Origin of the sequence: Pseudomonas sp. NPDC078416 (genome assembly GCF_050268485.1) — a bacterium.
Taxonomy (GTDB): Bacteria; Pseudomonadota; Gammaproteobacteria; order Pseudomonadales; family Pseudomonadaceae; genus Aquipseudomonas.
In genome coordinates this window covers 196,307-217,766 of the sequence record NZ_JBNNGV010000001.1, presented here as the reverse complement: position 1 = coordinate 217,766, position 21,460 = coordinate 196,307, and the positions used below count along the sequence as shown (strand labels likewise).

The following is a 21,460-nucleotide window of genomic DNA, read 5'->3' as shown; positions in this document are numbered from 1 at the left end:
AGACATATAGCCTTCGCGGGCAAGCGCGCTCCTAGAGACGGGTGCTGCCTGGATGCGGTCAGTTCCAGCCCGCACGGTCCATCATACGAATCGCCTCGGCCTGCCGCCGACCCGCCACTTCAACCGGAATAGTGTCCGCCTTGAATGCGCCCCAGCTCGCCACTTCTTCAGACGGCGCCACTTTCGGGTTGGCCGGGAATTCCTGGTTGGTGCCGGCGAATATCGTCTGGGCTTCGGGGCCCGTCATCCATTCCACCAGCGCCTTGGCCGCGTCGGGGTGGGGCGCGTACTTGGTCAGGCCGATGCCGGATAGATTGACGTGCACGCCCCGGTCCGACTGATTGGGCCAGAACAGGCGCACGGCGAGATCCGGATTGTCCTTGTGCAAGCGACCGTAGTAATAGGTATTGACGATGCCGACGTCGCATTGGCCGGCGTTGATGGCTTCCAGCACCGCGATGTCATCGGAAAACACGTCGGTCGACAGGTTATTGACCCAGCCCTTGAGGATCTTCTCCGATGCCTCGGCGCCGTGGGTTTCGATCAGCGTGGCGGTCAGCGACTGGTTGTAGACCTTCTTGGCGGTACGCAGGCACAGACGCCCTTCCCACTGTTTGTCGGCCAGCGCTTCGTAGGTGGTAAGTTCTTCAGGTTTGACGCGGTCGGTGGAGTACGCAATGGTCCGCGCGCGCAGGCTCAGGCCGGTCCAGCTGTGGGTGGAAGAACGGTATTGCGAGGGAATGTTGGCATCGATGACCGGTGAAGTGAACGGCTGCAGGATGCCCATCTGTTCAGCTTGCCAGAGGTTGCCTGCGTCGACGGTGAGCAGCAGGTCAGCCGTTGCGTTCTGGCCCTCGGCCTTGATGCGCTGCATCAGCGGCGCTTCCTTGTCGGTGATGAACTTGACCTTCACGCCGGTCTTGGCGGTGTAGGCATCGAACACCGGTTTGATCAGCTCATCGATTCGGGAGGAATACACCACCACTTCATCTGCGGCCTGGGCGGTGCTGCCGAGCATGATTAATGCCAGGGCAGCCAAAAGACGCTTGCTCGCCTGCATGCAGGTTCTCCTGATTCGAGAGAGGGGAAAAACGAGGCGAAATGGTAGTGAATCGCATCTGCCATCTCAACCGAAGTCAGGATTGAGGCGTTACCGGATGTTGCGAGGGGTAATCCAATATCTGTAGGAGCGTGGCTTGTCCCGCGATCTGGCGCGCAGCGGCAGCTAACCCTTGCACCACGGTTAAGCCTGATAAACCAGCCGGCCAATTACGACTGCTGCGCAGCCGATCGCGGGACAAGCCTCGCTCCTACAAAAAAACGCTGTGCCGTCAGAGCTTTGCAAGGGCCGGGAGATCCCCGGTCAGGCCCAAGGCCTGGCGCACGAACAATGCTTTGGCTTCAGCCGAATGATCGACCATCTTCAGCCCGGCGTTACGCAATAGCCGAACCGGCAGCGCGTCGGCCTGGAACAGTCGCTCGAAGCCTTCCATCGCCGCCATCAACGTCAGGTTATGCGGCATGCGCCGACGCTCGTAACGGCTCAACACACGCTCATCGGCCAGGCGTTCCCCGCGCTCGACCGCACCGCGCAGCACTTCGGCCAGCACTGCTGCGTCGAGAAAGCCAAGGTTGACGCCCTGCCCCGCCAAAGGATGGATGGTGTGCGCGGCATCGCCGATCAGCGCAAGGCCGGGTGCCACATAGCGCTTGGCGTGGCGTTGACGCAGCGGGACGCAAACACGCGGATCGGCAGAAATCACCTGCCCGAGACAGCCTTCGAAGGCATTCTCCAGCTCACGGCAGAAACGTTCGTCGTCGAGCTTCATCAAACGCTCGGATTGCTCCGGCGTCACCGACCAGACGATGGAGCACCAATGCTCACCCTCTCGATCCAGCGGCAAAAAAGCCAACGGGCCGTCGTCAGTGAAGCGCTGCCACGCGGTTTTGCGATGGGACTCCGCTGTACGCACGCTCGTCACGATGGCGTGATGCAGGTAGTCCCACTCCCGCGTTGCGGTGCCGGTCATGCGTCGCACGGTCGAATTGGCGCCATCGGCCGCGACCACCAGCGGCGCGCGCAACGTGCGGCCGTCGGACAGCGTCAGGAGCCAGTCATCGCCGGAGTGACGCATCTGCTCCAGACGCGCATCGGCCAACAAACCGATTTCGCTGCCATGCAGACGTTCGACCAACGCATCCTGCACCACGCGATTTTCGACGATGTGCCCGAGCACTTCAGCATGAACACTAGATGCAGAAAAGTGCACCTTGCCCGTGCCGCTGCCATCCCACACGTGCATGTCGCTGTAGGGGCTGACGCGCCGCGCAACGATGCCCTCCCAGACGCCGAGCCGTTCGAGAATGCGCTGACTGGCGATGGACAGCGCGCTGACCCGAGCCTCGAATGGCGCATCGGCCACGAACGGCTTGACCGTCAGGGGACCGCCGTCTACCACAAGAATCTTCAGCCCGCTGTCTTGCAGCGCCAGCGCAAGCGCGCTCCCCACCATTCCGGCCCCGACAATCAGCAGATCTGCGCGCGTTTCCATGCTTTAAATCGTTCTCGGTTGTGGCAAAAACCACGAATGAATGGAGTGTTCAGACATCGCTTCGCGTCCCCAGCCCCATGGCCTGACGGGCGAACCAGCTCTTGGCTGAAGGCAACAGATCCAGGCCCAGGAGGCCTAGATTACGGCCCGCCGTCACAAGGGACTGCTGACTGCTGAACAGCCGGGTCGTTTGATCGGAAAAGCCGACGGTCAGTTTTTGATCAACCCTCTGGCGTGCGCGGTAGGCCTGTAACGTCGACAGCTCGCCCAATGGCGCTTCACTGGCCAGCAGCGCTTCGGCCAGGGACGCAGCATCGCGCAGCGACAGATTGAAGCCCTGCCCCGCAATCGGATGAAGACTATGGGCGGCGTTGCCGAGCACCACCAGATGGGAGCGGATCTGCTCTTCGGCCTGGATCAACGCCAGCGGATAGCTGTGACGCGCACCCACTTGCTTGAGCGCACCCAGCCGGTAACCAAAGACGCCCTGCAATTCTTCCAGGAAGCTTCGGTCGTCCAGCGCCATCAGGCGTTGGACGTCATTGCCGGTGCGCGTCCAGACCAATGCGCAGCGGTTATCCGGAAGCGGCAGCAACGCCATAGGGCCATTTTCGGTAAATCGCTCGAAAGCCTGACCAGCGTGGGCATCGCCCGGTGTGATGTTGGCGATCAGCGCGCTCTGATCGTACGGCGTGTGTCGCACGGCAATACCCAACTGCTCGCGCAGGCTGGAACGGCCGCCGTCGGCCAGCACCGCCAGGTCGCAAGTGAGCTGCGTTTCATCGTTGAGCGTCAGTTGGTAGCCGTCGGGCAGCGCCTGCATGTGCGTGACTTCGGCCGGCACACGCCAACTGATCACGTCCTTGTCCAGGGCCTGCCACAGGCATTGGCCCAGCCAGGCGTTTTCAACCACGTAGCCCAGCGCCGGAACGCCTTCCTCCATCGAAGACAGGTGCGCAGCGCCGAACCGGCCTTTGTCGGAAACGTGAATGTTGAGGATCGGCTCGGCGCGGCGGCTGATTTGCTGCCACAGGCCCAGGCGCTCGTAAATCTGCCGCGCGCCGAACGACAGCGCGGAAGAGCGCGCGTCGTAGCTGGGCTGATAGGTGTCGCCGGGCGCAAACGGCTCGATCAGGACGATTTTCCAGCCGCGCGCTTTTGCCCCGGCTTGCAGGGCGAGCGCCAGGCTTGCACCCACCAGTCCGCCACCTACGATGGCCAGATTGAAGCGGCTCATGCGGCTTGCGTTCGTGCGGCGGCCATCAAGGCCTCGATCTCGGCCACGGTCTTCGGCACATCGCCCGTCAGGATTTCACAGCCTTTTTTGGTCACCACGACGTCATCCTCGATTCGCACGCCAATCCCGCGCCATTTTTTGGCGACGGTCTGATTGTCCGGGGACACATAAATGCCGGGCTCGACGGTCAGCGCCATCCCGGCCTCCAGCACACGCCACTCGCCACCGACCTTGTATTCGCCGACGTCGTGCACGTCCATGCCCAACCAGTGTCCGGCGCGGTGCATGTAAAAAGCTTTGTACGCTTCGGCGGCAATCAGTTCATCCACCGCGCCTCGCAGCAGTCCAAGTTCTACCAAGCCGTCGGTAATGACCCGAACCGTAGCCTCGTGGGCCTGATTCCAGTGATTGCCGGGTTTGATCGCCGCAAATGCTGCTTCCTGGGATTTGAGTACCACTTCGTAGATCGCTTTTTGCTCAGCGGAGAATTTGCCACTCACCGGAAACGTGCGGGTGATATCGCTGGCGTAACAGTCGATCTCGCAACCGGCGTCGATCAGCACCAGGTCACCGTCTTTGAGCGGCGCGTCGTTCTCCTGATAGTGCAGGATGCAGGCGTTGCGCCCCGACGCGACGATGGAGCCATAGGCCGGCATCTTCGCGCCGCCCTTGCGGAATTCGTAATCCAGCTCCGCTTCCAGGCTGAACTCGTACAGCCCGGCGCGACTGGCCTGCATCGCCCGCACGTGGGCACGGGCCGAGATTTGCGCGGCCTCGCGCATCACTTTCACTTCAGCCGCGGATTTATACAGGCGCATGTCGTGCAGCAGGTGATCCAGGGCAACGAACTCTTTCGGCGGCTGCGCACCCAGATGCGCCTTGGAACGGATGACGTTGATCCACTCCATCACATGGCGATCGAATTCAGGATTGCTGCCCATGGACGAGTACACCCGATCGCGACCCTCGATGAGGCCGGGCAGGATGTCGTCGATGTCGGTGATCGGGAAGGCATCGTCGGCGCCGTACTCGCGCATCGCGCCGTCCTGACCAGCGCGCAGGCCGTCCCACAACTCGCGCTCGGGATTGCGCTCGCGACAGAACAGGACGTACTCACCGTACTCACGCCCGGGTATCAGGACGATCACCGCTTCAGGCTCCGGGAAGCCACTGAGATACTGAAAGTCGCTGTCCTGGCGGTACACATGCTCAACGTCCCGGTTTCGAATCGCCACAGCCGCCGCGGGCAGAATGGCGATGCTGTTGGGCTCCATCTGCTCCATCAACGCCTTGCGGCGGCGGGCATATTCGGCTTTCGGGATATGAATCATGGGCAAGTGCGGTTCTCCGGGAGGTGCGCTTCGGCCTTCGCCGCGCAAAGACGGCGTGGCCGAAGCAGCAATGACGCGCTGTCAGTGCAAAGACGGCTTGGCTTCGTCTTCAGCTTCGGTTTTCTGGTTGAACTCGGTGAACAGCAGCAACGGCGCAACGCGCAGGTACTCCATCACTTCCATGTAGTCGCTCTCGCCGTCTTCGGACTCGTCCAGCGCGTCATGAACCTGAGCGATGGCGGCCAAATCCTGCAGTACGTCCCTGGCATCATCGCTCAGTGACTGACCACCCACCCGGGCGAAGCCGCTGAGGAAACCCTGACACCACTGGGCCATGGCGGCGGTGCGTGCAGCGAGAGGCTCATCATCGCCAGGCAACAGCAACACGACAGTCATGTCGTCGCCGGTCAGTTCGCTTTTGACCATTGCCTGCAGGCCGATCAGGGCCTGCCGCACTTTGTCGTCAGGCTCTGTTTCCAGCAGCAGGTGAGCGTCGGCCAGCCACTCTTCTGCATCGAAGCCTGCGCCGGCGCAACTGCGGCCCAGCAAAAGGCCGTGCAATTCGGCGGGAGATACGTGATGACCACTGCTGGTGAGCAGGGTGGCGAAGCCGTTGTACGGGGAATTCTGAATAGGCATGGGCAACTAGGCGCCAGGCGGCGCAATGTCTAGAATGAAGGCCTTGTATCGTAGCACCGGCAGACGCGCCCAAGCTATCAGGCGATGTCCGGGGCGAATCCAGACGCCAGCGCCTGCACCACTCATCTGAAAGTAATCAGTGGAAAACAATGGAAGACAACGACCTGCAAGCGCTGATGGCCCGACTGGAGTTATTGATCAATCGTGTCGAGCAACTAAAAAGTCAAAACGGACTCCTATTAGCTCAGGAAAAATCCTGGCGCGAGGAACGCGCTCAACTCATTGAAAAAAACGAAATCGCCCGGCAAAAGGTCGAGTCCATGATTTCGCGCCTCAAGGCCCTGGAGCAAGACTCATGAGTAATGGCAACAGCATCACCGTGCAAATCCTCGACAAAGAATATTCAATCATCTGCCCGCAAGAGGAGCGCACCAATCTGGTCAGCGCTGCGCGCTACCTGGACGGCAAAATGCGCGAGATCCGCAGCAGCGGCAAAGTCATCGGCGCAGACCGGATTGCGGTGATGGCCGCACTGAACATTACCCACGACCTTCTGCACAAACAGGAACTGCCACCCGCAAAGGCCCAGGCCAATGGTGCCAACAGCGAGCAGGTTCGCGATTTGCTGGACCGCGTAGACCTGGTCCTTGCCACGGATTCGGATAAAGCACAAGGCTGATTGTTCGGACATGATTCGGTATACTTGCGACCGCTCCCTGGAGTGCTTGCCAGTCGGTCATGTCCCTGAGCCGATACGCACAACCACGGGGGTTGCACGTTGGGGTTGGTGTGCATGTCCGCTCGACGGAAAGCCTTAAAACCTCCTGCAATCTCCACCTTGAACTTTCGGGTTCAAGGGCTACACCGACAGCGGTTCGTCGGGGAGTCTCGAACCTTCCACCCATCGCCAGGCGCCCCGTCTGGCGGTGGGCATCGTGAATCTGCCTGATTACACGACATCACCTTCAAAGCCTCACGGACCCGCCAGCATGACCTCATCCGGGGCCGCTCCTCTCCCAGATCCTTCAAGCCTCTCCCGGCCACAGTTGCGTCGCCTGCTTCGCCATAATCGTCGCGCGCTCAGCCGTGCAGAACAGCGACAGGCGGCGCAGGGTTTGTACCGTCAACTTGCGCAAAACCCATTGTTTCGCCGCGCCCGACACGTTTCTCTCTACCTTCCGATGGACGGTGAAATCGACCCGCGCCTGCTGCTTCGTGCCGCTCAAAAACGCGGCAAGACCACCTACCTGCCGGTGCTCAGCGCCTGGCCGCGAACCAAAATGGTGTTTCAGCGCGTGCGCTCCGGGGAGACGTTCAGGCCGAACCGGTTCCGCATCCCGGAGCCACGTATCAATGCCAGGCGACAGCGCAAGATCTGGACGCTGGACCTGGTGCTGATGCCGCTCGTGGGATTCGATCCGCAAGGGGGACGTCTTGGTATGGGTGGCGGCTTTTACGACCGCAGTCTCGCTTATCTCGCGCGTCGCAAAAGCTGGCGCAAGCCGGTATTGCTGGGACTGGCCCACGAGTGTCAGAAAGTCGGGAAGCTGGCGGCTGCCAGTTGGGATGTTCCGTTGGCAGGAACGGTGACGGATAAGCGTTGGTATATGGCGGAGTGAATCGTCAGCAGTGCGCGCTTCTGCAAGAAAAGCGCGCTGCGAAAAAGCGGTTTAGCGGCGCAGCTGTGACTGTTGTTGCTGAGTGATTTCAACCGGCGCGTCTGCCTTGGCGGCCCACAGACTTTGCGCGTAACCGGTGGTGACGATTCCCAAGCCGAACAAAATTGCCAATATCCACAGTACATCCGGCTTGCGTCGCATTCATCGTCCCCTTTGTAACGAATCAGAATCTGAACTCGATAGCGTTTAAACAAGGCTGCCAAGTCGTGCAGCCCTTAAAATGCCGGCATTCTGCGGCAACGTGACGCAACACGCAAATACTGACGCCAGCCGACTGTCGGTTTGTCATCAAAGCGTAGGACAACTTTCCCAAGACCTGTTCAGGAGCCTTATAAATGGCCTATTGGCTGATGAAATCCGAGCCCGACGAGCTCTCGATCAGCGGGCTGAAAAAGCTCGGGCAGACACGCTGGGACGGTGTCCGAAACTACCGGGCCCGCAACTTTCTGCGGGCAATGGCCGTGGGCGATCAGTTCTTTTTCTACCATTCCAGCTGCCCCGAGCCCGGAATCGCCGGCATCGGAGAAATCGTCAAGGCCGCGTATCCCGATCCCACGGCGCTGGACGAAAAAAGCCACTATTTCGACGCCAAGGCCACCGAGGAGAAAAATCCCTGGAGCGCGCTTGATGTGGGATTCGTCGAGGCGTTTCCGAACGTGCTGGGGCTGGGGTTTCTGAAGCAACAAGCCGCGCTGGAGCACATGCCTCTGGTGCAGAAAGGCAGCCGCTTGTCCGTCATGCCAGTGACGGACGAACAATGGGCCGCCGTGCTGGGCCTGCGCTGAGTTCAGAAGGCCGCGTGTTACTGGGCGATAAAGTTGTTGAACAGCAGATCATCAACCACAGGCTTGCCGGTTTCCTGGGTCAGCACCTGCTGGGTCTGCTTCAGGGCTTCCTGACGCAACTTCTCTTTGGCATCGACGTTGCCCATGCTGTCGACCGTTTGCTGGGTGAACAGCGCCACCAGTTGATTGCGAATCAGCGGCTCGTTCTGCTTCACCAGTTTCTGCGCTTCGGCGCCGGTCACGCGCAAGGCGACGTCGGCCTTATAGACGTGCAGTTTCGGGCTGCCGTCCAGTGAGTAGTTGCCCACGAAGGGTGGCGTCAACGCCACGTAGGAAACCTTGTTCGGATCTTCTTTCTCGCCGCCCTCTTCGGCCAGCGCCACAACAGGCATCGACAATGCCATCAACATCACAATCCACGCTTTCACAGTCCGCTCCTCAATCCGCTTTGCCGCATAGCTTACTTCAGCTTATGCACACCTATCAGGCCGGGGCATGCTCATTGACCCCACAACCTCGCTACCTGTACTTATCGGCCACCCCCGAAAAAGGAATAGCCCTCGATGAAAGCCGTGCTTTGTAAAGCCTTCGGTCCCGCTGCAGATCTGGTGCTGGAGGACATCCTTGGCCCGGAGCCGAAGAAGAACGAGATTCTTCTGGACGTGCACGCTGCCGGTGTCAACTTCCCGGACACACTGATCATCGAAGGCAAATACCAGTTCAAGCCGCCTTTTCCGTTTTCGCCCGGGGGTGAAGCGTCGGGCGTTGTGACGGCTGTCGGTGAAAAGGTCAGCCATGTTCGTGTCGGCGACCGGGTGATGGCGCTGACCGGCTGGGGCAGTTTTGCTGAACAGATCGCCGTGGCCGGTTACAACGTCCTGCCCATTCCCGAAGCGATGGACTTCACCACCGCCGCCGCCTTCAGCATGACCTACGGCACGTCCATGCATGCCCTCACACAGCGCGCCAATCTCAAGGCCGGCGAAACGCTGCTCGTCCTCGGCGCCTCCGGAGGCGTCGGCCTGGCCGCGGTTGAGATCGGCAAAGCCATGGGTGCTCGCGTGATCGCCGCCGCCAGCAGCGCAGAAAAACTGGAGGTCGCCAAAACCGCAGGCGCCGACGAGTTGATCAACTACAGCGAAAGCAATCTGAAGGATGAAATCAAACGCCTCACCAACGGTAACGGTGTCGACGTGATCTATGACCCTGTGGGCGGTGACCTTTTTGATCAAGCCGTTCGCGGCATCGCCTGGAACGGCCGATTGCTGGTCGTCGGGTTCGCCAGTGGTCGCATTCCCGAACTGCCGGTCAATCTCGCGCTATTGAAAGGTGCTTCGGTTGTGGGTGTGTTCTGGGGCTCATTTGCCCAACGCCAGCCCCAGGACAATGCGGCGAATTTCCAGCAACTGTTCACCTGGTTCAGCGAGGGCAAGCTGAAGCCGTTGGTGTCGAAGGTTTACCCGCTGGAGCAGGCGGGGGAAGCCATTGAATCGTTGGCGCAGCGTAAAGCGATGGGCAAGTTGGTGGTGAGCGTCAGGTAGCGTGCATCGGGATCGACCGCGTTCTGAAGAAACGAAGCTGACTTTGCGGAGTTCTCTGCACGCGCTCACAGCATCATCCTCACTTGATCAGGCAACACGTCCTTGTAACGCAGTTCCGGATTCGCCCGGCATCGCTGAATGACCTCCGGAACTGCATCGGCCAGCGCATCCCCCAGCGCGAACCTTTGCTCGTCGGACAGCTTTCTGTAAGTCGCCACCCTCGCGAGCACGCTGTAGGTGTGCCGGAACACGCTCATCTCCACCTGTTCAAGATCAGACGCGTTCTGCTGGAAGTCTTCGAAGCGTTTGTTGAATTTCGCGCAGGACAGGTGGCGCAGACTCCGATGCAACCAAGGCACGTGAGCATTTCCTTCACGCGGGTGGACGAAGTAATGCTCCTGACGCAGCGAAATGACTGCCGGACGCTGCTCACTGACGACCCAGGGTTTTACGCGCCACGTTGGCACCACGTTTACGACGGAGAGGGAAAACAGAGGATGCGAGCTGTCCAGCACCTCAGGCTCGGAAACCCGTCCGTCATGGTGCGCCTTCAGGTCGTAGACGACCCACCCGGATATTCCGGATTTTGAAAGCGAATACGGCCAGGCGGGTGCCCTGCGGTAATCAAACGCCACACTGCCCTCGTCCGCGCTCGCTGCGATACAAATCGCACACATCACGCACGCCACCCATCTGCTCATCACTGTCGTCACCCGCGCCCGTTCCAGTCTGCCTTCTGCGTGGGAGCAAAAGACTGGCGCGCATTTTGTGCGCGGGCCTGCTGCGGCAATAGCTCATGACTTCCCAGGGCTGCGTAGGACCGATCCCAAAATCAACACGTCGCTAAACAACCCGCGACGGCACCTAATGTGTTCCGTATATTTCACGGCCGATACATACCGAACACCGAGTCATTCGGTATCGACTCCCATACGAACTGCGGACCCGTATTGATGACCGTCACTCTGATTCTGATCTCGCTGTACGCGCTGTCGATCGCGATATTTTGCGTCGCCACCCAACGCCTGCCGATCCTCTCCCGAGACGCGCTCCACCGCGTTTCGTCGCTGGACGGGCTGCGGGGCGTGCTCGCAACCGCAGTTATCGTTCATCACTTCATCGTCAGTTATTACTGGCACGTCAACGGGGTATGGGAAACCACGGAAAGCCGCGTGCTGAACAACATGGGCACGGTGCCGGTGTCGCTGTTTTTCATGATCACGGGGTATTTGTTTACCGCGAAGATCTACCGCAGCGAGCCGAAATGGCGGCTGATCCTGGCGTCACGGGTGCGACGAATCTTCCCGATGTACCTGTTCAGCGTTGCGCTGATTATGGCCATCGCGCTGTATCAATCTGCAGGCGTCAATGCGCCGGTCATGGAAACGATCAAAGCGCTCGGTCGGTGGGTGATCTTCATCGGGAGCCCCATCAATGGCTTTCCCGACACCGTGCGTATCAACGCCTCGGTGCAGTGGACGCTGCTCTATGAAGCGGTCTTCTATCTGTCGCTGCCGGTGCTGTATTGCCTGCTTCGGCGCAAGCTCCCCGGCATGGCCGTCCTCGTCGCGCTGATTGCGCTGGCGTGCCTGTGGGGCGAATACCACCATCACTTTCACAACCGGTTCATCAAACTGTTTGCTGTCGGCATTGCGGTGGCGGTCTTTGAAGACCGGATGCGCCAATGGCGAATCGACTTTACGGGCGTGCGCTGCACGTTGGTTGCAGTGGCGGTACTGCTGATCTGCATGAAGCTCAAATCGTACTCGACCCTGCAAATGCTGATCCTCGGCGTCCCGTTTGCGCTGTTTGTGCTCGGCAACAGCTTGCACGGGGTGCTGGAGCTTCGAGGGTTGAAGATATTGGGCGAGGCCAGCTTCAGCATTTACCTGCTGCACGGCATCGTCATCTATAGCGTATTCAGCCTGATGGGCGCGTATGACTTCGCCACACCGGATCCGCTCAGCTACGCACTGTACTTACCGCTGATCATCCTGCTGACCAGCAGTATCAGCGTCGCGACGTACTGGTGCATCGAGCATCCGTTCCTGCGCAAGGCAACGCCGAGCGCCAAAGCGGCCCTGCCGGACGCTTAAGATTCGGTAATGGGTAATCGATTCGGGCCGGCCGGCGGCGAACTGAAAACCTCGTTAGTCCAGCTGGCCATGCTGTACCGCTGCACGACCTCTTCGGGCGGGTCCACGTATTCGCCGCTGATGAACGATTCAGGGATCACGGGGTGATCGCTGTCGATAATCAAGATGTTGCGAGGATCGTAGAAGTCGTAATCCGCCACCGATGCATTGTTGGTGATCATTTTCTTGCGATAGAGCAGCGCTTCGAAAAAACGGAAGCTCAAACCCGCGTGGCCCGGCCGGACGATGTCGATCAGTATTTCCGAACGCCTGACGTATTCGGCCGTTTCATCGATGCCCATGCGCTGGCGAAAGAAAGTCAGTAATGGACTGGCTCCCGGCACAGGCTTGCTTTGCACCAGAAACTTGCAGGTACTGCTGTAGCCCAATTGTTCAAACGCTTGAGCCACCCGGCCGAGCACATCAACGCGGTGCTTGCCGCCCATCACCACGAAAGCCTTGAAGTCGGACGTCGTTTTGAAATCGGCGTGTTCTTCGTAGATGTAGTTGTAGAGCTTGCGCAGTTGGTATTCGCGGGCGTCAGCGCCATCGAAGGTGTAGACCTTGTCAAAGGTCGCCAGTTGATCGAGCGGCATGGCCAGCCGTGCGATGCCGTCTGACAGGTACGCAATGGTCAGCTTCGCGGCGGATTGCGCCTGCAGGACCAGGCCCTGATCCAGCTGACTCGGGTTCACCACCAGCAATGCGTCGACGTGCCCTGCTGCCCGGATCTCAGCGTGGGCACGTCGAATGATCAGGTACTTCTTCAGCCATCGCCGCATTTTTCCCGGAAGCCAGGACATCTCCTTCCCACCTTGGGTCAGGTCAATGAACACAACGTCGTTCGACTTGCCGAGGAAGGTGCTCAGCCGACCAAGGTATCCGCCGACATCGCGGCACAGAATGATGATTTTTTGATTCCGAATCCCAAGCGGGGGTGACTGCATGTCGGTTTGCCAATCTTGAGCCCATGAGCGCGCACTTTACCTGTCCCACGCACCGAAACGCACCCAGGGGCAGCACTGAACAAAGGCGATGTTCGCAAAGGAATTCCCTCTCGCCCCATATTTACGGCCTTATTATCCGATGAGAAGCCTTCCTATTTTCTGTAACGAAAATGTAATATTCGGATTCGCATAACAAAAAAATAAATGGAGTGTCCCGATGTTTGCCTTTTTTCGTCCTGCCGCCCATCAGGCTCCGCTGCCTGAGGAGCGTGTCGACTCCACCTACCGCCGCCTTCGCTGGCAGATTTTCGCCGGCATCTTCTTCGGCTACGCCGGCTACTATTTGCTGCGCAAGAATTTCTCGCTGGCCATGCCTTACCTGATCGATGAGGGATACACCCGCGGTCAACTGGGGCTTGCGATCTCGGCGATTGCCATTGCATACGGGCTGTCGAAGTTCCTGATGGGGCTGGTGTCGGATCGCTCAAACCCGCGTTACTTCCTGCCATTCGGGTTGGTGATTTCCGCGCTGGTGATGTTCGTGTTCGGATTCGCGCCCTGGGCGACGTCCAGCGTGACCATCATGTTCATACTGCTGTTCATCAATGGGTGGGCCCAGGGCATGGGCTGGCCGCCGAGCGGACGCACGATGGTGCACTGGTGGTCGCAGAAGGAACGTGGTGGCGTAGTGTCGGTGTGGAACGTGGCGCACAACGTCGGCGGTGGCTTGATCGGCCCGCTGTTCCTGCTCGGACTTGGCTGGACCAACGACTGGCACGCCGCGTTTTATGTGCCTGCGGCGGTTGCCCTGTTTGTCGCCCTGTTCGCCTTCGTCACCATGCGCGATACCCCGCAGTCCGTGGGCTTGCCGCCAGTCGAGGACTACAAGAACGACTACCCGGAAGGCTACGACGCGAGCCACGAAGAGGAATTCACCGCTAAAGAGATCTTCGTCAAATACGTCCTGCGCAACAAAATGCTCTGGTACATCGCGCTGGCCAACGTGTTCGTCTACCTGCTGCGCTACGGCGTGCTGGACTGGGCACCAACGTACTTGAAAGAAGCCAAGCACTTCGACGTCGACAAGACGTCCTGGGCGTACTTCTTCTATGAGTGGGCAGGCATTCCGGGCACGCTGTTGTGTGGCTGGATGTCCGACAAGATCTTCCGTGGCAACCGTGGCCTGACCGGCATTGTGTTCATGGCAATGGTGACCGTTGCGACGCTGGTCTACTGGCTCAACCCGCCAGGCAACCCCACCGTCGACATGATTGCTCTGGTTTCGATCGGCTTCCTGATCTACGGCCCGGTCATGCTGGTCGGCTTGCAGGCCCTTGAACTGGCACCGAAGAAAGCCGCCGGTACGGCAGCGGGATTCACAGGTCTGTTCGGGTACCTCGGTGGCTCGGTCGCCGCCAGCGCGCTGATGGGTTACACCGTCGACCACTTCGGCTGGGACGGCGGCTTCGTGCTGCTGGTCTCCGCTTGCATCCTCGCAATAGCGTTCCTGATACCGACGCTGCGGCATACGCGGGTGGCGAGCCAGTCGCGAGAGGAAATGGCTTAGCATCTTTCTCAGCGAGAATGTAGGAGCGCGCTTGCCCGCGATTGCGATCTGTCTGAGATGGATTTACTGACTGACACAAAGCATTCGCGAGCAAGCGCGCTCCTGCAGGTGAAGCGCTGAGGCGTGCCCATCAGGCAGAGCCAACGTAAGCAGGTCAGGCGGTTATATCGCCAACAACACCGGCCTGCACCGCTTGAACCGCGCTTCCAGGCTCAAGTCCGGCATGGCGTGGGTGCGCAGTGCGCGGATGGTTTGTTCGACGTATTCCCAGGTGGTCCCGAATCGCCCGCTGGCATTGGCCAGCACTTGGGTAAGCACACTGTCGGGCAGGTTGCCGGCGTAGCTGGGCAGATGCCGCTCCAGTACAAATCCCAGAGCCTGCACCTTGGTGCCGTCTTCAAGTCGACAGTTGAGCCAGTGCGGGCGATAGGACGGGAACGGCATTTCCCTTTGCCACAACGCCAGCAAGGATTCGTCGATATTGTCTTCGGGCAATCGGTAGGCGAATCCGCTGCAGGAGCCGCCGCGATCCAGACCGAATACCAGCCCTGGCTGCTCGGGGGTGCCACGGTGTTCGTGGGACCAGAGATAGAGTCCGCGATGATAGCCATGGACCCGACCGCGCTGACGCTCGACGGCGCTGCACTCGGGTCGCCAGATCAATGATCCGTACGCGAACAACCAGATCGGACCGCCCTGATGGCGGCTCATCGTGGCATGGATGGAGGCAAGTAACTGGTCGCGGCTCAGTTTCGGCCCAAGATCGATGACCGGCGGGTAGGACAAGCCCAGGCCGTCATGGACGGCTTCCGCCAGAATATTGATTTGATTCCCCATCTGGTTCCCCCCACCGGCAAGGCTGACGCCGGTGCAACGCTGAACACTCATGAAACGGGTCTGGCAACAACGAATGAACAATCAGACGGCATCGCAGGCAGTGTGACGGTGTGACTCGGCCACCGGCGCATGGGTCACGCCGGAAAAACCGATATCTGACAAACAGTCATGCAATACGCTGTCCACATCCGGCTCGGCGAGTGGCTGCGCTTCAGGGCCTCGGCGCATACGCGAAAACATCCGCGCACATCTGATGCGCATCCATGCCGGCCAGCACCAGCGCATCGAGGGTCGAATAGACCATCGCCGGCGAACCGCTGGCGTAGACATAAAGCGACTTCAGGTCGCTGAAGTCCTCGCAGACCGCCTCGTGCAGCATGCCGCAGCGCCCTTCCCAACCGCACAGATCACTGACGATTTTGTGCAGGAAAAGATTAGGCAGCGTCTTCCACTCATCCCAATGCTTGAGCTGATAGAAATCTTCCGGACGGCGCATTCCCCAATACACGTGCACCGGATACGGAAAACCCTTGGAGCGGCAATGCTCGATCAGGCTCTGCATCTGCCCCATACCGGTGCCTGCCGCGATCAATACCAGCGGCCCGTCGGGCAACTCGCCCAGATGGGTATCGCCGAACGGCAATTCGACCCGCGCCATACCCTCCCGCTGCAGCTGCTTGATCAGATTTTGCGCACTCGTCTCGCGGGCAAGCACGTGAATTTCCAGTTCTCGGCCGCTCTCAGGCGCAGACGCCATGGAAAACGCCGATTTTTCGCCGTCGTCCCGGTGGATCATCAAGTACTGACCGGCGTGATAGCGCGGTGGTTTGCCCGCAGGCGCACGCAGCATCACCCGCCAGACATCGCCGCCGACTTCAACGCACTCACTGACCTGGCAGGCGAACGTGCGCACCGGCAACTCACCGAGCGCAAGCACGCTGTCCCACAGCACAACGCAGTCTTCCTGCGGTACCGCCAGGCATGTGTAGATTTCGCCGTGGTTGCGGATCTCTCCCGCCTGCTCAACGCTGCCTTCAACCAGCAGCGCGGAACAGATGTGGCAATTGCCGTTGCGACAGCTCTGAGGGCATTCGTAGCCCAGGCGCTGAGCGGCGTCGAGGATACGCTCGCCTGGCAATGTCTCGATGATTGCGCCCGATGGCTGCAAGGTTACACGCATCAATCAATTCCCAGCTGAGTCCAGATTTCATCGATCCGGCGGGTCACTGCTTCGTCTTTGACGATGGCACGACCCCATTCACGGGTGGTTTCGCCCGGCCACTTATGGGTGGCATCGAGCCCCATTTTCGAGCCCAGTCCGGAAACCGGCGAGGCGAAATCGAGGTAGTCGATTGGCGTGTTGTCGATCATCACCGTGTCGCGCTTGGGGTCCATGCGCGTGGTGATCGCCCAGATGACGTCATTCCAGTCACGGGCATTGATGTCGTCGTCGGTGACGATAACGAACTTGGTGTACATGAACTGTCGCAAAAACGACCAGACGCCCAACATCACGCGCTTGGCATGGCCGGGGTACTGCTTCTTGATCGTCACGACCGCCATGCGGTAAGAGCAACCCTCGGGCGGCAGGTAGAAGTCGACGATCTCGGGGAATTGCTTCTGCAGGATCGGCACGAACACTTCATTCAGCGCCACGCCCAGAATGGCAGGCTCGTCAGGCGGCCGGCCCGTGTAGGTGCTGTGGTAAATCGGCTTGATGCGGTGGGTGATGCGCTCGACCGTGAAGACCGGGAAGCTGTCGACCTCGTTGTAGTAGCCAGTGTGGTCGCCGTACGGACCTTCATCGGCCATTTCGCCGGGATGGATCACGCCTTCGAGGACGATCTCCGCACTGGCCGGGACCTGGAGGTCGTTGCCACGGCACTTGATCAGTTCGGTGCGGTTACCACGCAGCAAGCCGGCGAATGCGTATTCGGACAGGCTGTCAGGCACTGGCGTGACGGCGCCGAGAATGGTGGCGGGGTCGGCGCCCAACGCCACGGACACCGGGAATGGCTGACCCGGGTGTTTGTCGCACCAATCCTTGAAATCCAGCGCGCCGCCGCGATGGCTTAGCCAGCGCATGATCACCTTGTTGCGGCCGATCACCTGCTGGCGGTAGATGCCCAGATTCTGCCGTTCCTTATTGGGGCCGCGGGTAACCGTCAGGCCCCATGTGATCAGCGGTCCGACATCGCCGGGCCAGCAGGTCTGCACCGGCAGCATGCCGAGGTCGACGTCATGACCCTCGATCACGATCTCCTGACACGGGGCATCCTTGACGACTTTCGGCGCCATGGCGATGACTTTTCTGAAGATGGGCAGCTTGGACCAGGCGTCTTTCAAGCCTTTGGGCGGCTCGGGCTCTTTAAGGAACGCCAGCAGCTTGCCGATTTCTCGCAGTTCGGACACCGATTCGGCGCCCATGCCCATGGCCACGCGCTCGGGCGTGCCGAACAGATTGCCAAGCACCGGAATATCAAAACCCGTCGGCTTTTCGAAGAGCAGCGCCGGCCCCTTGTTGCGCAGGGTCCGGTCGCAGATTTCGGTCATTTCCAGTACAGGGGAAATGGGTACCTGAATGCGTTTCAACTCTCCGCGCTGCTCAAGCTGCTGCACGAAATCCCGTAGGTCCTTGAATTTCATTAACCCGGCCACTCACCAAATAGATGCACATCCTACCTGCTCTGACCGCAGAGGGCAGCTTGTGTCCAACTCAAATGCGCGGTGTTTCGCTGAATATCGGCGTGAACAGCGGCTGCATCTTCTCGCCGCCCAGATCCGACAGGTGATCCTCGTCCTTGTACAGCGAACGCCCGTCAACTTCGGCACGGCACAGGCCGCCCTCACACAGCAGCGGTTTTGGATCAATCAGGTGAACGCCCGCATCCGCTTGGCGGAGCGTGGCGAACAGCTGATTGATGAACGCCTGTCGCGCGTCAAGCTCCGCCGCCGGACGCCCAACCTCTGCAGCCGAACGCCCGACCCTGGCCAGGCTGCTCAATCTCTCGATGGCGCCCTTGCGCTGCTGCGGCACTTCCTTGAACAGCCAGACCTGAGCGCCAGCGGCCCGCAGTTCAGCGATCTGCGCCTTCAAGGCGTCGGCAAAATACGCTTCGTTTCGTGCAATGGATTCGTTTTTCAGCAGCACGTTGCTCTTGTTGCCGTCTTCCAGGCCATAGATGTACAGGCTCCAGCGCGCGGCCAAGGTGACATCGGGAATTTTCTGCGTTCGGACGCGCTCGACGTTCAGGGCGTTGAAGTCCTGACAGCGCTTACTTATTGCGGTGCTGACAAGCGGCGGGCATCCGCTCATGCTGGCCAGCCAGACAGGCACGTGCGCTTGCTCGGCCGCGATTCTGACGCCCGGCCACAAGGCCGCCGCATGACTGTCGCCCCAGATGAGATGGGACGGCGCGGCATCGGCATTGCCCCCCGCCCGGCAGAGCTTGTCCAGACCTTTGCTGTGCCTGGAACCGAGCAGGAAGCAGTCCATCTGCCCGGCGCTCCATTCCTGCGACTGCGCATACGCAAGCGCCTGACCTGACATGCGTTGCGGCACACCATCGCTGGAGCGTACCGCCTGCCCTACCAGCGCTAAAACGGCCAAGGTAATCAAGCCGCCAATCAGCACTGGCTTACGGCCGCCGAGCACGCGGCGTTCACGGAACGGCAGCTCAACGAAGCGCCAGCTCAGCCAGGCAAGGGCGCCCGCCAGAAGGATCCAGCCGATCGCTTCCAGGTCGGAAATACCGTCGACGGAGATCGCGTTGGCGTAGACATGGATAGGCCAATGCCACAGGTACAGCGAGTAGGAGATGAGCCCGATCGCCACCAGCGGCTTGATGCTAAGGAAACGCCCGACCCATGACGCGGAATGACCGTTGGCCCAGATCATCGCCGTGGTGCCAAGCACAGGCAATAGCGCCGCCCAGCCGGGGAATTGCGTGGTTTTGTCGAAGCTGAGCATCGCCAGCACGACTGCAGCAAAGCCGCTCAGGCTGATCGTCTGGTACAACCCGTTCGGCAGCGGGCGTTTAGGCGCAGGAGCGACGGCCAGCATGGCACCGCACAGCAGTTCCCATGCACGCATCGGCAGCAGAAAGAACGCAGCCTCGGGTTTGTGCTTGATCGCCCAGATGTTCAGCCCGAACGACAGCACCAGCAAGCCGAGCAGCAACCAGCGCCAGTGCCGCACGTACCGCGTCGCCAGCACCATCAGCAATGGAAAGAAAATGTAGTACTGCTCTTCCACCGCCAGCGACCAGGTGTGAAGAAGCGGTTTGAAGTCTGAGGCGGAATCGAAGTAGCCGTCCTGCCGCATGAACAGCAGGTTGGACATGAACATCGACTGATAGTGCACTTCCCGGCCCAGCTCGGCGTAGTCCTTGGGCGTCAGCAATATCCAGCCAAACGCCAATGTGGCCAGCACGACAACGGTCACGGCAGGAACAATACGCCGCGCACGACGGGCCCAGAAATCGACGAAGCTGAACCGCCCGGCGTTGATCTCACGGAAGATGATGGACGTGATCAGGTAGCCGGAAATGACGAAAAATACGTCGACGCCGACGAAGCCGCCGCTCAGGCCAAGGCCGAAGTGAAACAACAGCACCGGGACCACGGCCAGTGCCCGCAGTCCATCGATATCGCGACGATTGCCAAACGTGTGCATGACGCTCCTTGTCTACGGGAGATATCTACAGAAAAGGTCAAAAAAAATGGTGTCCAGAAGGACACCATTTTTCTACGGTCAGTTCAGCGCAGGGTGTTACTTGCGCTTCATCGACAGGAAGAACTCATCGTTGGTCTTGGTCTGTTTCAGCTTGTCGATCAAGAACTCGATGGCTGCGACTTCATCCATAGGATGCAGCAGCTTGCGCAGGATCCACATGCGCTGCAGCTCGTCGTCGGCCGTCAGCAACTCTTCGCGGCGTGTGCCGGAACGGTTGATGTTGATGGCCGGGAAGACGCGCTTCTCCGCGATCTTGCGATCCAGAGGCAGCTCCATGTTGCCGGTGCCTTTGAATTCTTCGTAGATCACTTCATCCATCTTCGAGCCGGTTTCAACCAGCGCGGTGGCGATGATGGTCAGCGAGCCGCCTTCTTCGATGTTACGTGCCGCACCGAAGAAACGCTTTGGCTTCTCGAGAGCGTGCGCATCGACACCACCGGTCAGGACCTTGCCGGAGCTCGGAATGACGGTGTTGTAGGCGCGAGCCAGACGGGTGATGGAGTCGAGCAGGATGACCACGTCTTTCTTGTGCTCGACCAGGCGCTTGGCCTTTTCGATCACCATTTCGGCGACCTGCACGTGACGGGTCGGTGGCTCGTCAAAGGTGGAAGCAACCACTTCGCCGCGCACGGTGCGCTGCATTTCGGTCACTTCTTCCGGACGCTCATCGATCAGCAGAACGATCAGATGGACTTCAGGGTTGTTGCGCGTGATGTTCGACGCGATGTTCTGCAGCATGATGGTCTTGCCCGCTTTAGGCGGAGCAACGATCAGACCGCGCTGACCTTTACCGATCGGGGCACACAGATCGATGACGCGACCGGTGAGGTCTTCGGTGGAACCGTTACCGGCTTCCATCTTCATGCGAATGGTCGGGAACAGCGGCGTCAGGTTTTCGAACAGAATCTTGTTCTTCGCGTTTTCTGGACGGTCGAAGTTGATGGTGTCGACCTTGAGCAGTGCGAAGTAACGCTCGCCTTCCTTCGGCGGACGGATCTTGCCGACAATGGTGTCGCCCGTACGCAGGTTGAAACGGCGGATCTGGCTGGGCGAGACGTAAATGTCGTCTGGGCCGGCAAGGTAGGAGGCGTCTGCAGAACGAAGGAAGCCGAAGCCATCCTGGAGGATCTCCAGCACGCCGTCACCCGAGATTTCCTCGCCGCTTTTCGCGTGCTTCTTCAGCAGGGAGAAAATCACGTCCTGCTTGCGCGAACGGGCCATATTTTCAATGCCCATCTGTTCGGCCATTTCGAGCAGATCGGTAATAGGCTTTTGCTTGAGTTCAGTCAGGTTCATATAGGAATGACGTAATCATGTATGGAGGGGGAAATTAAGCTTTTGGCTTAATGAGGCCGCGCCGCAGAGAAGGCGACAGGATCGCGTGCAAATCGAAAGGAGACGGTCGGCGACGGCTAGCAGGGGGCAACGGAGAAGCCGTTGCGGGGCCGAATGTACCACTTGATTTTCTGAGCGTC

Annotated in this window: 21 protein-coding genes and 1 other RNA gene; 8 read left to right on the top strand and 14 right to left on the bottom strand. The window is 59.8% G+C overall.

The genetic code is table 11. From position 1 onward, the window contains the following. Positions 1 to 58: 58 nt before the first annotated feature. The 5 genes from ACQKEN_RS01025 to ACQKEN_RS01005 all read right to left on the bottom strand — a co-directional run bounded on the left by ACQKEN_RS01025 (position 59) and on the right by ACQKEN_RS01005 (position 5,759). Positions 59 to 1,060, bottom strand: coding sequence for an extracellular solute-binding protein (locus ACQKEN_RS01025; RefSeq protein ID WP_427683020.1), 1,002 nt, complete (start codon positions 1,058 to 1,060; stop codon positions 59 to 61). Positions 1,061 to 1,331: 271 nt separating this feature from the next. Then, entirely contained in the window at positions 1,332 to 2,552 is a 1,221-nt protein-coding gene (locus ACQKEN_RS01020; protein ID WP_427683018.1) for a 2-octaprenyl-3-methyl-6-methoxy-1,4-benzoquinol hydroxylase, read from the bottom strand. 49 nt (positions 2,553 to 2,601) lie between these two features. After that, entirely contained in the window at positions 2,602 to 3,789 is a 1,188-nt protein-coding gene (ubiH, locus tag ACQKEN_RS01015; RefSeq protein ID WP_427683016.1) for a 2-octaprenyl-6-methoxyphenyl hydroxylase, read from the bottom strand. Continuing rightward, positions 3,786 to 5,120 carry a Xaa-Pro aminopeptidase gene (pepP, locus tag ACQKEN_RS01010; protein ID WP_427683775.1) on the bottom strand — a complete coding sequence of 445 codons (1,335 nt, stop codon included), beginning with the start codon at positions 5,118 to 5,120 and terminating at the stop codon, positions 3,786 to 3,788. Before pepP ends, ubiH begins: the two co-directional genes overlap by 4 nt. A gap of 81 nt (positions 5,121 to 5,201) precedes the next feature. Then, a complete protein-coding gene (locus tag ACQKEN_RS01005) occupies positions 5,202 to 5,759 on the bottom strand; it encodes a YecA family protein (protein ID WP_108121163.1) in 558 nt (185 codons plus the stop codon). Positions 5,760 to 5,908: 149 nt separating this feature from the next. On the opposite strand from ACQKEN_RS01005, the gene ACQKEN_RS01000 reads away from it, so the two are divergent. From ACQKEN_RS01000 to ACQKEN_RS00985, 4 genes are all read left to right on the top strand, one after another. Then, on the top strand, positions 5,909 to 6,118 hold the full coding sequence (locus ACQKEN_RS01000; protein WP_037016503.1) for a TIGR02449 family protein: 210 nt from the start codon (positions 5,909 to 5,911) through the stop codon (positions 6,116 to 6,118). Further along, the gene (locus ACQKEN_RS00995; RefSeq protein ID WP_065987460.1) at positions 6,115 to 6,438 is read left to right on the top strand and encodes a cell division protein ZapA; all 324 of its coding nucleotides are present in this window, start codon (positions 6,115 to 6,117) and stop codon (positions 6,436 to 6,438) included. Before ACQKEN_RS01000 ends, ACQKEN_RS00995 begins: the two co-directional genes overlap by 4 nt. A gap of 31 nt (positions 6,439 to 6,469) precedes the next feature. Continuing rightward, positions 6,470 to 6,648: non-coding RNA, 6S RNA (ssrS, locus tag ACQKEN_RS00990), on the top strand. Between the two features lie 100 nt (positions 6,649 to 6,748). Continuing rightward, the gene (locus ACQKEN_RS00985; protein ID WP_427683773.1) at positions 6,749 to 7,378 is read left to right on the top strand and encodes a 5-formyltetrahydrofolate cyclo-ligase; all 630 of its coding nucleotides are present in this window, start codon (positions 6,749 to 6,751) and stop codon (positions 7,376 to 7,378) included. A gap of 51 nt (positions 7,379 to 7,429) precedes the next feature. Here ACQKEN_RS00985 and ACQKEN_RS00980 read toward each other — a convergent pair whose 3' ends face one another. Next, on the bottom strand, positions 7,430 to 7,579 hold the full coding sequence (locus tag ACQKEN_RS00980) for a hypothetical protein (protein WP_427683013.1): 150 nt from the start codon (positions 7,577 to 7,579) through the stop codon (positions 7,430 to 7,432). A gap of 194 nt (positions 7,580 to 7,773) precedes the next feature. Here ACQKEN_RS00980 and ACQKEN_RS00975 point away from each other — a divergent pair, with 194 nt between their 5' ends. Beyond that, the gene (locus tag ACQKEN_RS00975; RefSeq protein WP_427683011.1) at positions 7,774 to 8,223 is read left to right on the top strand and encodes an EVE domain-containing protein; all 450 of its coding nucleotides are present in this window, start codon (positions 7,774 to 7,776) and stop codon (positions 8,221 to 8,223) included. Between the two features lie 17 nt (positions 8,224 to 8,240). Here the strand turns inward: ACQKEN_RS00975 and ACQKEN_RS00970 are convergent, their stop codons facing one another. Further along, on the bottom strand, positions 8,241 to 8,651 hold the full coding sequence (locus ACQKEN_RS00970; protein WP_122623502.1) for a flagellar basal body-associated protein FliL: 411 nt from the start codon (positions 8,649 to 8,651) through the stop codon (positions 8,241 to 8,243). A 135-nt stretch (positions 8,652 to 8,786) separates the two neighbouring features. On the opposite strand from ACQKEN_RS00970, the gene ACQKEN_RS00965 reads away from it, so the two are divergent. Further along, entirely contained in the window at positions 8,787 to 9,764 is a 978-nt protein-coding gene (locus tag ACQKEN_RS00965; protein WP_427683009.1) for an NADPH:quinone oxidoreductase family protein, read from the top strand. Positions 9,765 to 9,829: 65 nt separating this feature from the next. Here the strand turns inward: ACQKEN_RS00965 and ACQKEN_RS00960 are convergent, their stop codons facing one another. After that, positions 9,830 to 10,399 (bottom strand): energy transducer TonB, encoded by a 570-nt coding sequence (locus ACQKEN_RS00960; RefSeq protein ID WP_427683008.1) that lies wholly within the window; start codon positions 10,397 to 10,399, stop codon positions 9,830 to 9,832. 318 nt (positions 10,400 to 10,717) lie between these two features. Between ACQKEN_RS00960 and ACQKEN_RS00955 the strand changes: the two genes are divergently transcribed. Beyond that, positions 10,718 to 11,860, top strand: a complete 1,143-nt coding sequence (locus tag ACQKEN_RS00955; RefSeq protein ID WP_427683006.1) for an acyltransferase family protein — start codon at positions 10,718 to 10,720, stop codon at positions 11,858 to 11,860. Here the strand turns inward: ACQKEN_RS00955 and ACQKEN_RS00950 are convergent. Further along, the gene (locus ACQKEN_RS00950; RefSeq protein WP_427683004.1) at positions 11,857 to 12,702 is read right to left on the bottom strand and encodes a hypothetical protein; all 846 of its coding nucleotides are present in this window, start codon (positions 12,700 to 12,702) and stop codon (positions 11,857 to 11,859) included. The genes ACQKEN_RS00955 and ACQKEN_RS00950 overlap by 4 nt on opposite strands. Positions 12,703 to 13,063: 361 nt before the next feature. Between ACQKEN_RS00950 and glpT the strand changes: the two genes are divergently transcribed. After that, positions 13,064 to 14,413, top strand: coding sequence for a glycerol-3-phosphate transporter (gene glpT / locus ACQKEN_RS00945; RefSeq protein ID WP_192130697.1), 1,350 nt, complete (start codon positions 13,064 to 13,066; stop codon positions 14,411 to 14,413). 162 nt (positions 14,414 to 14,575) lie between these two features. Here the strand turns inward: glpT and ACQKEN_RS00940 are convergent, their stop codons facing one another. The 5 genes from ACQKEN_RS00940 to rho all read right to left on the bottom strand — a co-directional run bounded on the left by ACQKEN_RS00940 (position 14,576) and on the right by rho (position 21,281). Continuing rightward, positions 14,576 to 15,250: a gamma-glutamylcyclotransferase gene (locus tag ACQKEN_RS00940; RefSeq protein ID WP_133774197.1), complete on the bottom strand. Its 675-nt coding sequence runs from the start codon at positions 15,248 to 15,250 to the stop codon at positions 14,576 to 14,578. Positions 15,251 to 15,461: 211 nt separating this feature from the next. Then, positions 15,462 to 16,430 (bottom strand): CDP-6-deoxy-delta-3,4-glucoseen reductase, encoded by a 969-nt coding sequence (locus ACQKEN_RS00935; RefSeq protein ID WP_427683002.1) that lies wholly within the window; start codon positions 16,428 to 16,430, stop codon positions 15,462 to 15,464. Beyond that, complete coding sequence (gene ubiD, locus ACQKEN_RS00930; protein ID WP_427683001.1) at positions 16,430 to 17,896, bottom strand: 4-hydroxy-3-polyprenylbenzoate decarboxylase; 1,467 nt, start codon at positions 17,894 to 17,896, stop codon at positions 16,430 to 16,432. The genes ACQKEN_RS00935 and ubiD overlap by 1 nt, the downstream gene beginning before the upstream one ends. 70 nt (positions 17,897 to 17,966) lie before the next feature. After that, entirely contained in the window at positions 17,967 to 19,925 is a 1,959-nt protein-coding gene (locus ACQKEN_RS00925; RefSeq protein ID WP_427682999.1) for an acyltransferase family protein, read from the bottom strand. A 96-nt stretch (positions 19,926 to 20,021) separates the two neighbouring features. Next, positions 20,022 to 21,281, bottom strand: a complete 1,260-nt coding sequence (gene rho, locus ACQKEN_RS00920; protein WP_037016529.1) for a transcription termination factor Rho — start codon at positions 21,279 to 21,281, stop codon at positions 20,022 to 20,024. Positions 21,282 to 21,460 lie beyond the last annotated feature (179 nt).

What these genes read in the sequence shown, in the direction of transcription:
- ACQKEN_RS01025 (WP_427683020.1), bottom strand. Translation starts at nt 1,060, where the DNA reads ATGCAGGCGAGCAAGCGTCTTTTGGCTGCCCTGGCATTAATCATGCTC.
- ACQKEN_RS01020 (WP_427683018.1), bottom strand. Translation starts at nt 2,552, where the DNA reads ATGGAAACGCGCGCAGATCTGCTGATTGTCGGGGCCGGAATGGTGGGG.
- ubiH (WP_427683016.1), bottom strand. Translation starts at nt 3,789, where the DNA reads ATGAGCCGCTTCAATCTGGCCATCGTAGGTGGCGGACTGGTGGGTGCA.
- pepP (WP_427683775.1), bottom strand. Translation starts at nt 5,120, where the DNA reads ATGATTCATATCCCGAAAGCCGAATATGCCCGCCGCCGCAAGGCGTTG.
- ACQKEN_RS01005 (WP_108121163.1), bottom strand. Translation starts at nt 5,759, where the DNA reads ATGCCTATTCAGAATTCCCCGTACAACGGCTTCGCCACCCTGCTCACC.
- ACQKEN_RS01000 (WP_037016503.1), top strand. Translation starts at nt 5,909, where the DNA reads ATGGAAGACAACGACCTGCAAGCGCTGATGGCCCGACTGGAGTTATTG.
- ACQKEN_RS00995 (WP_065987460.1), top strand. Translation starts at nt 6,115, where the DNA reads ATGAGTAATGGCAACAGCATCACCGTGCAAATCCTCGACAAAGAATAT.
- ACQKEN_RS00985 (WP_427683773.1), top strand. Translation starts at nt 6,749, where the DNA reads ATGACCTCATCCGGGGCCGCTCCTCTCCCAGATCCTTCAAGCCTCTCC.
- ACQKEN_RS00980 (WP_427683013.1), bottom strand. Translation starts at nt 7,579, where the DNA reads ATGCGACGCAAGCCGGATGTACTGTGGATATTGGCAATTTTGTTCGGC.
- ACQKEN_RS00975 (WP_427683011.1), top strand. Translation starts at nt 7,774, where the DNA reads ATGGCCTATTGGCTGATGAAATCCGAGCCCGACGAGCTCTCGATCAGC.
- ACQKEN_RS00965 (WP_427683009.1), top strand. Translation starts at nt 8,787, where the DNA reads ATGAAAGCCGTGCTTTGTAAAGCCTTCGGTCCCGCTGCAGATCTGGTG.
- ACQKEN_RS00955 (WP_427683006.1), top strand. Translation starts at nt 10,718, where the DNA reads ATGACCGTCACTCTGATTCTGATCTCGCTGTACGCGCTGTCGATCGCG.
- ACQKEN_RS00950 (WP_427683004.1), bottom strand. Translation starts at nt 12,702, where the DNA reads ATGTCCTGGCTTCCGGGAAAAATGCGGCGATGGCTGAAGAAGTACCTG.
- glpT (WP_192130697.1), top strand. Translation starts at nt 13,064, where the DNA reads ATGTTTGCCTTTTTTCGTCCTGCCGCCCATCAGGCTCCGCTGCCTGAG.
- ACQKEN_RS00940 (WP_133774197.1), bottom strand. Translation starts at nt 15,250, where the DNA reads ATGGGGAATCAAATCAATATTCTGGCGGAAGCCGTCCATGACGGCCTG.
- ACQKEN_RS00935 (WP_427683002.1), bottom strand. Translation starts at nt 16,430, where the DNA reads ATGCGTGTAACCTTGCAGCCATCGGGCGCAATCATCGAGACATTGCCA.
- ubiD (WP_427683001.1), bottom strand. Translation starts at nt 17,896, where the DNA reads ATGAAATTCAAGGACCTACGGGATTTCGTGCAGCAGCTTGAGCAGCGC.
- ACQKEN_RS00925 (WP_427682999.1), bottom strand. Translation starts at nt 19,925, where the DNA reads ATGCACACGTTTGGCAATCGTCGCGATATCGATGGACTGCGGGCACTG.
- rho (WP_037016529.1), bottom strand. Translation starts at nt 21,281, where the DNA reads ATGAACCTGACTGAACTCAAGCAAAAGCCTATTACCGATCTGCTCGAA.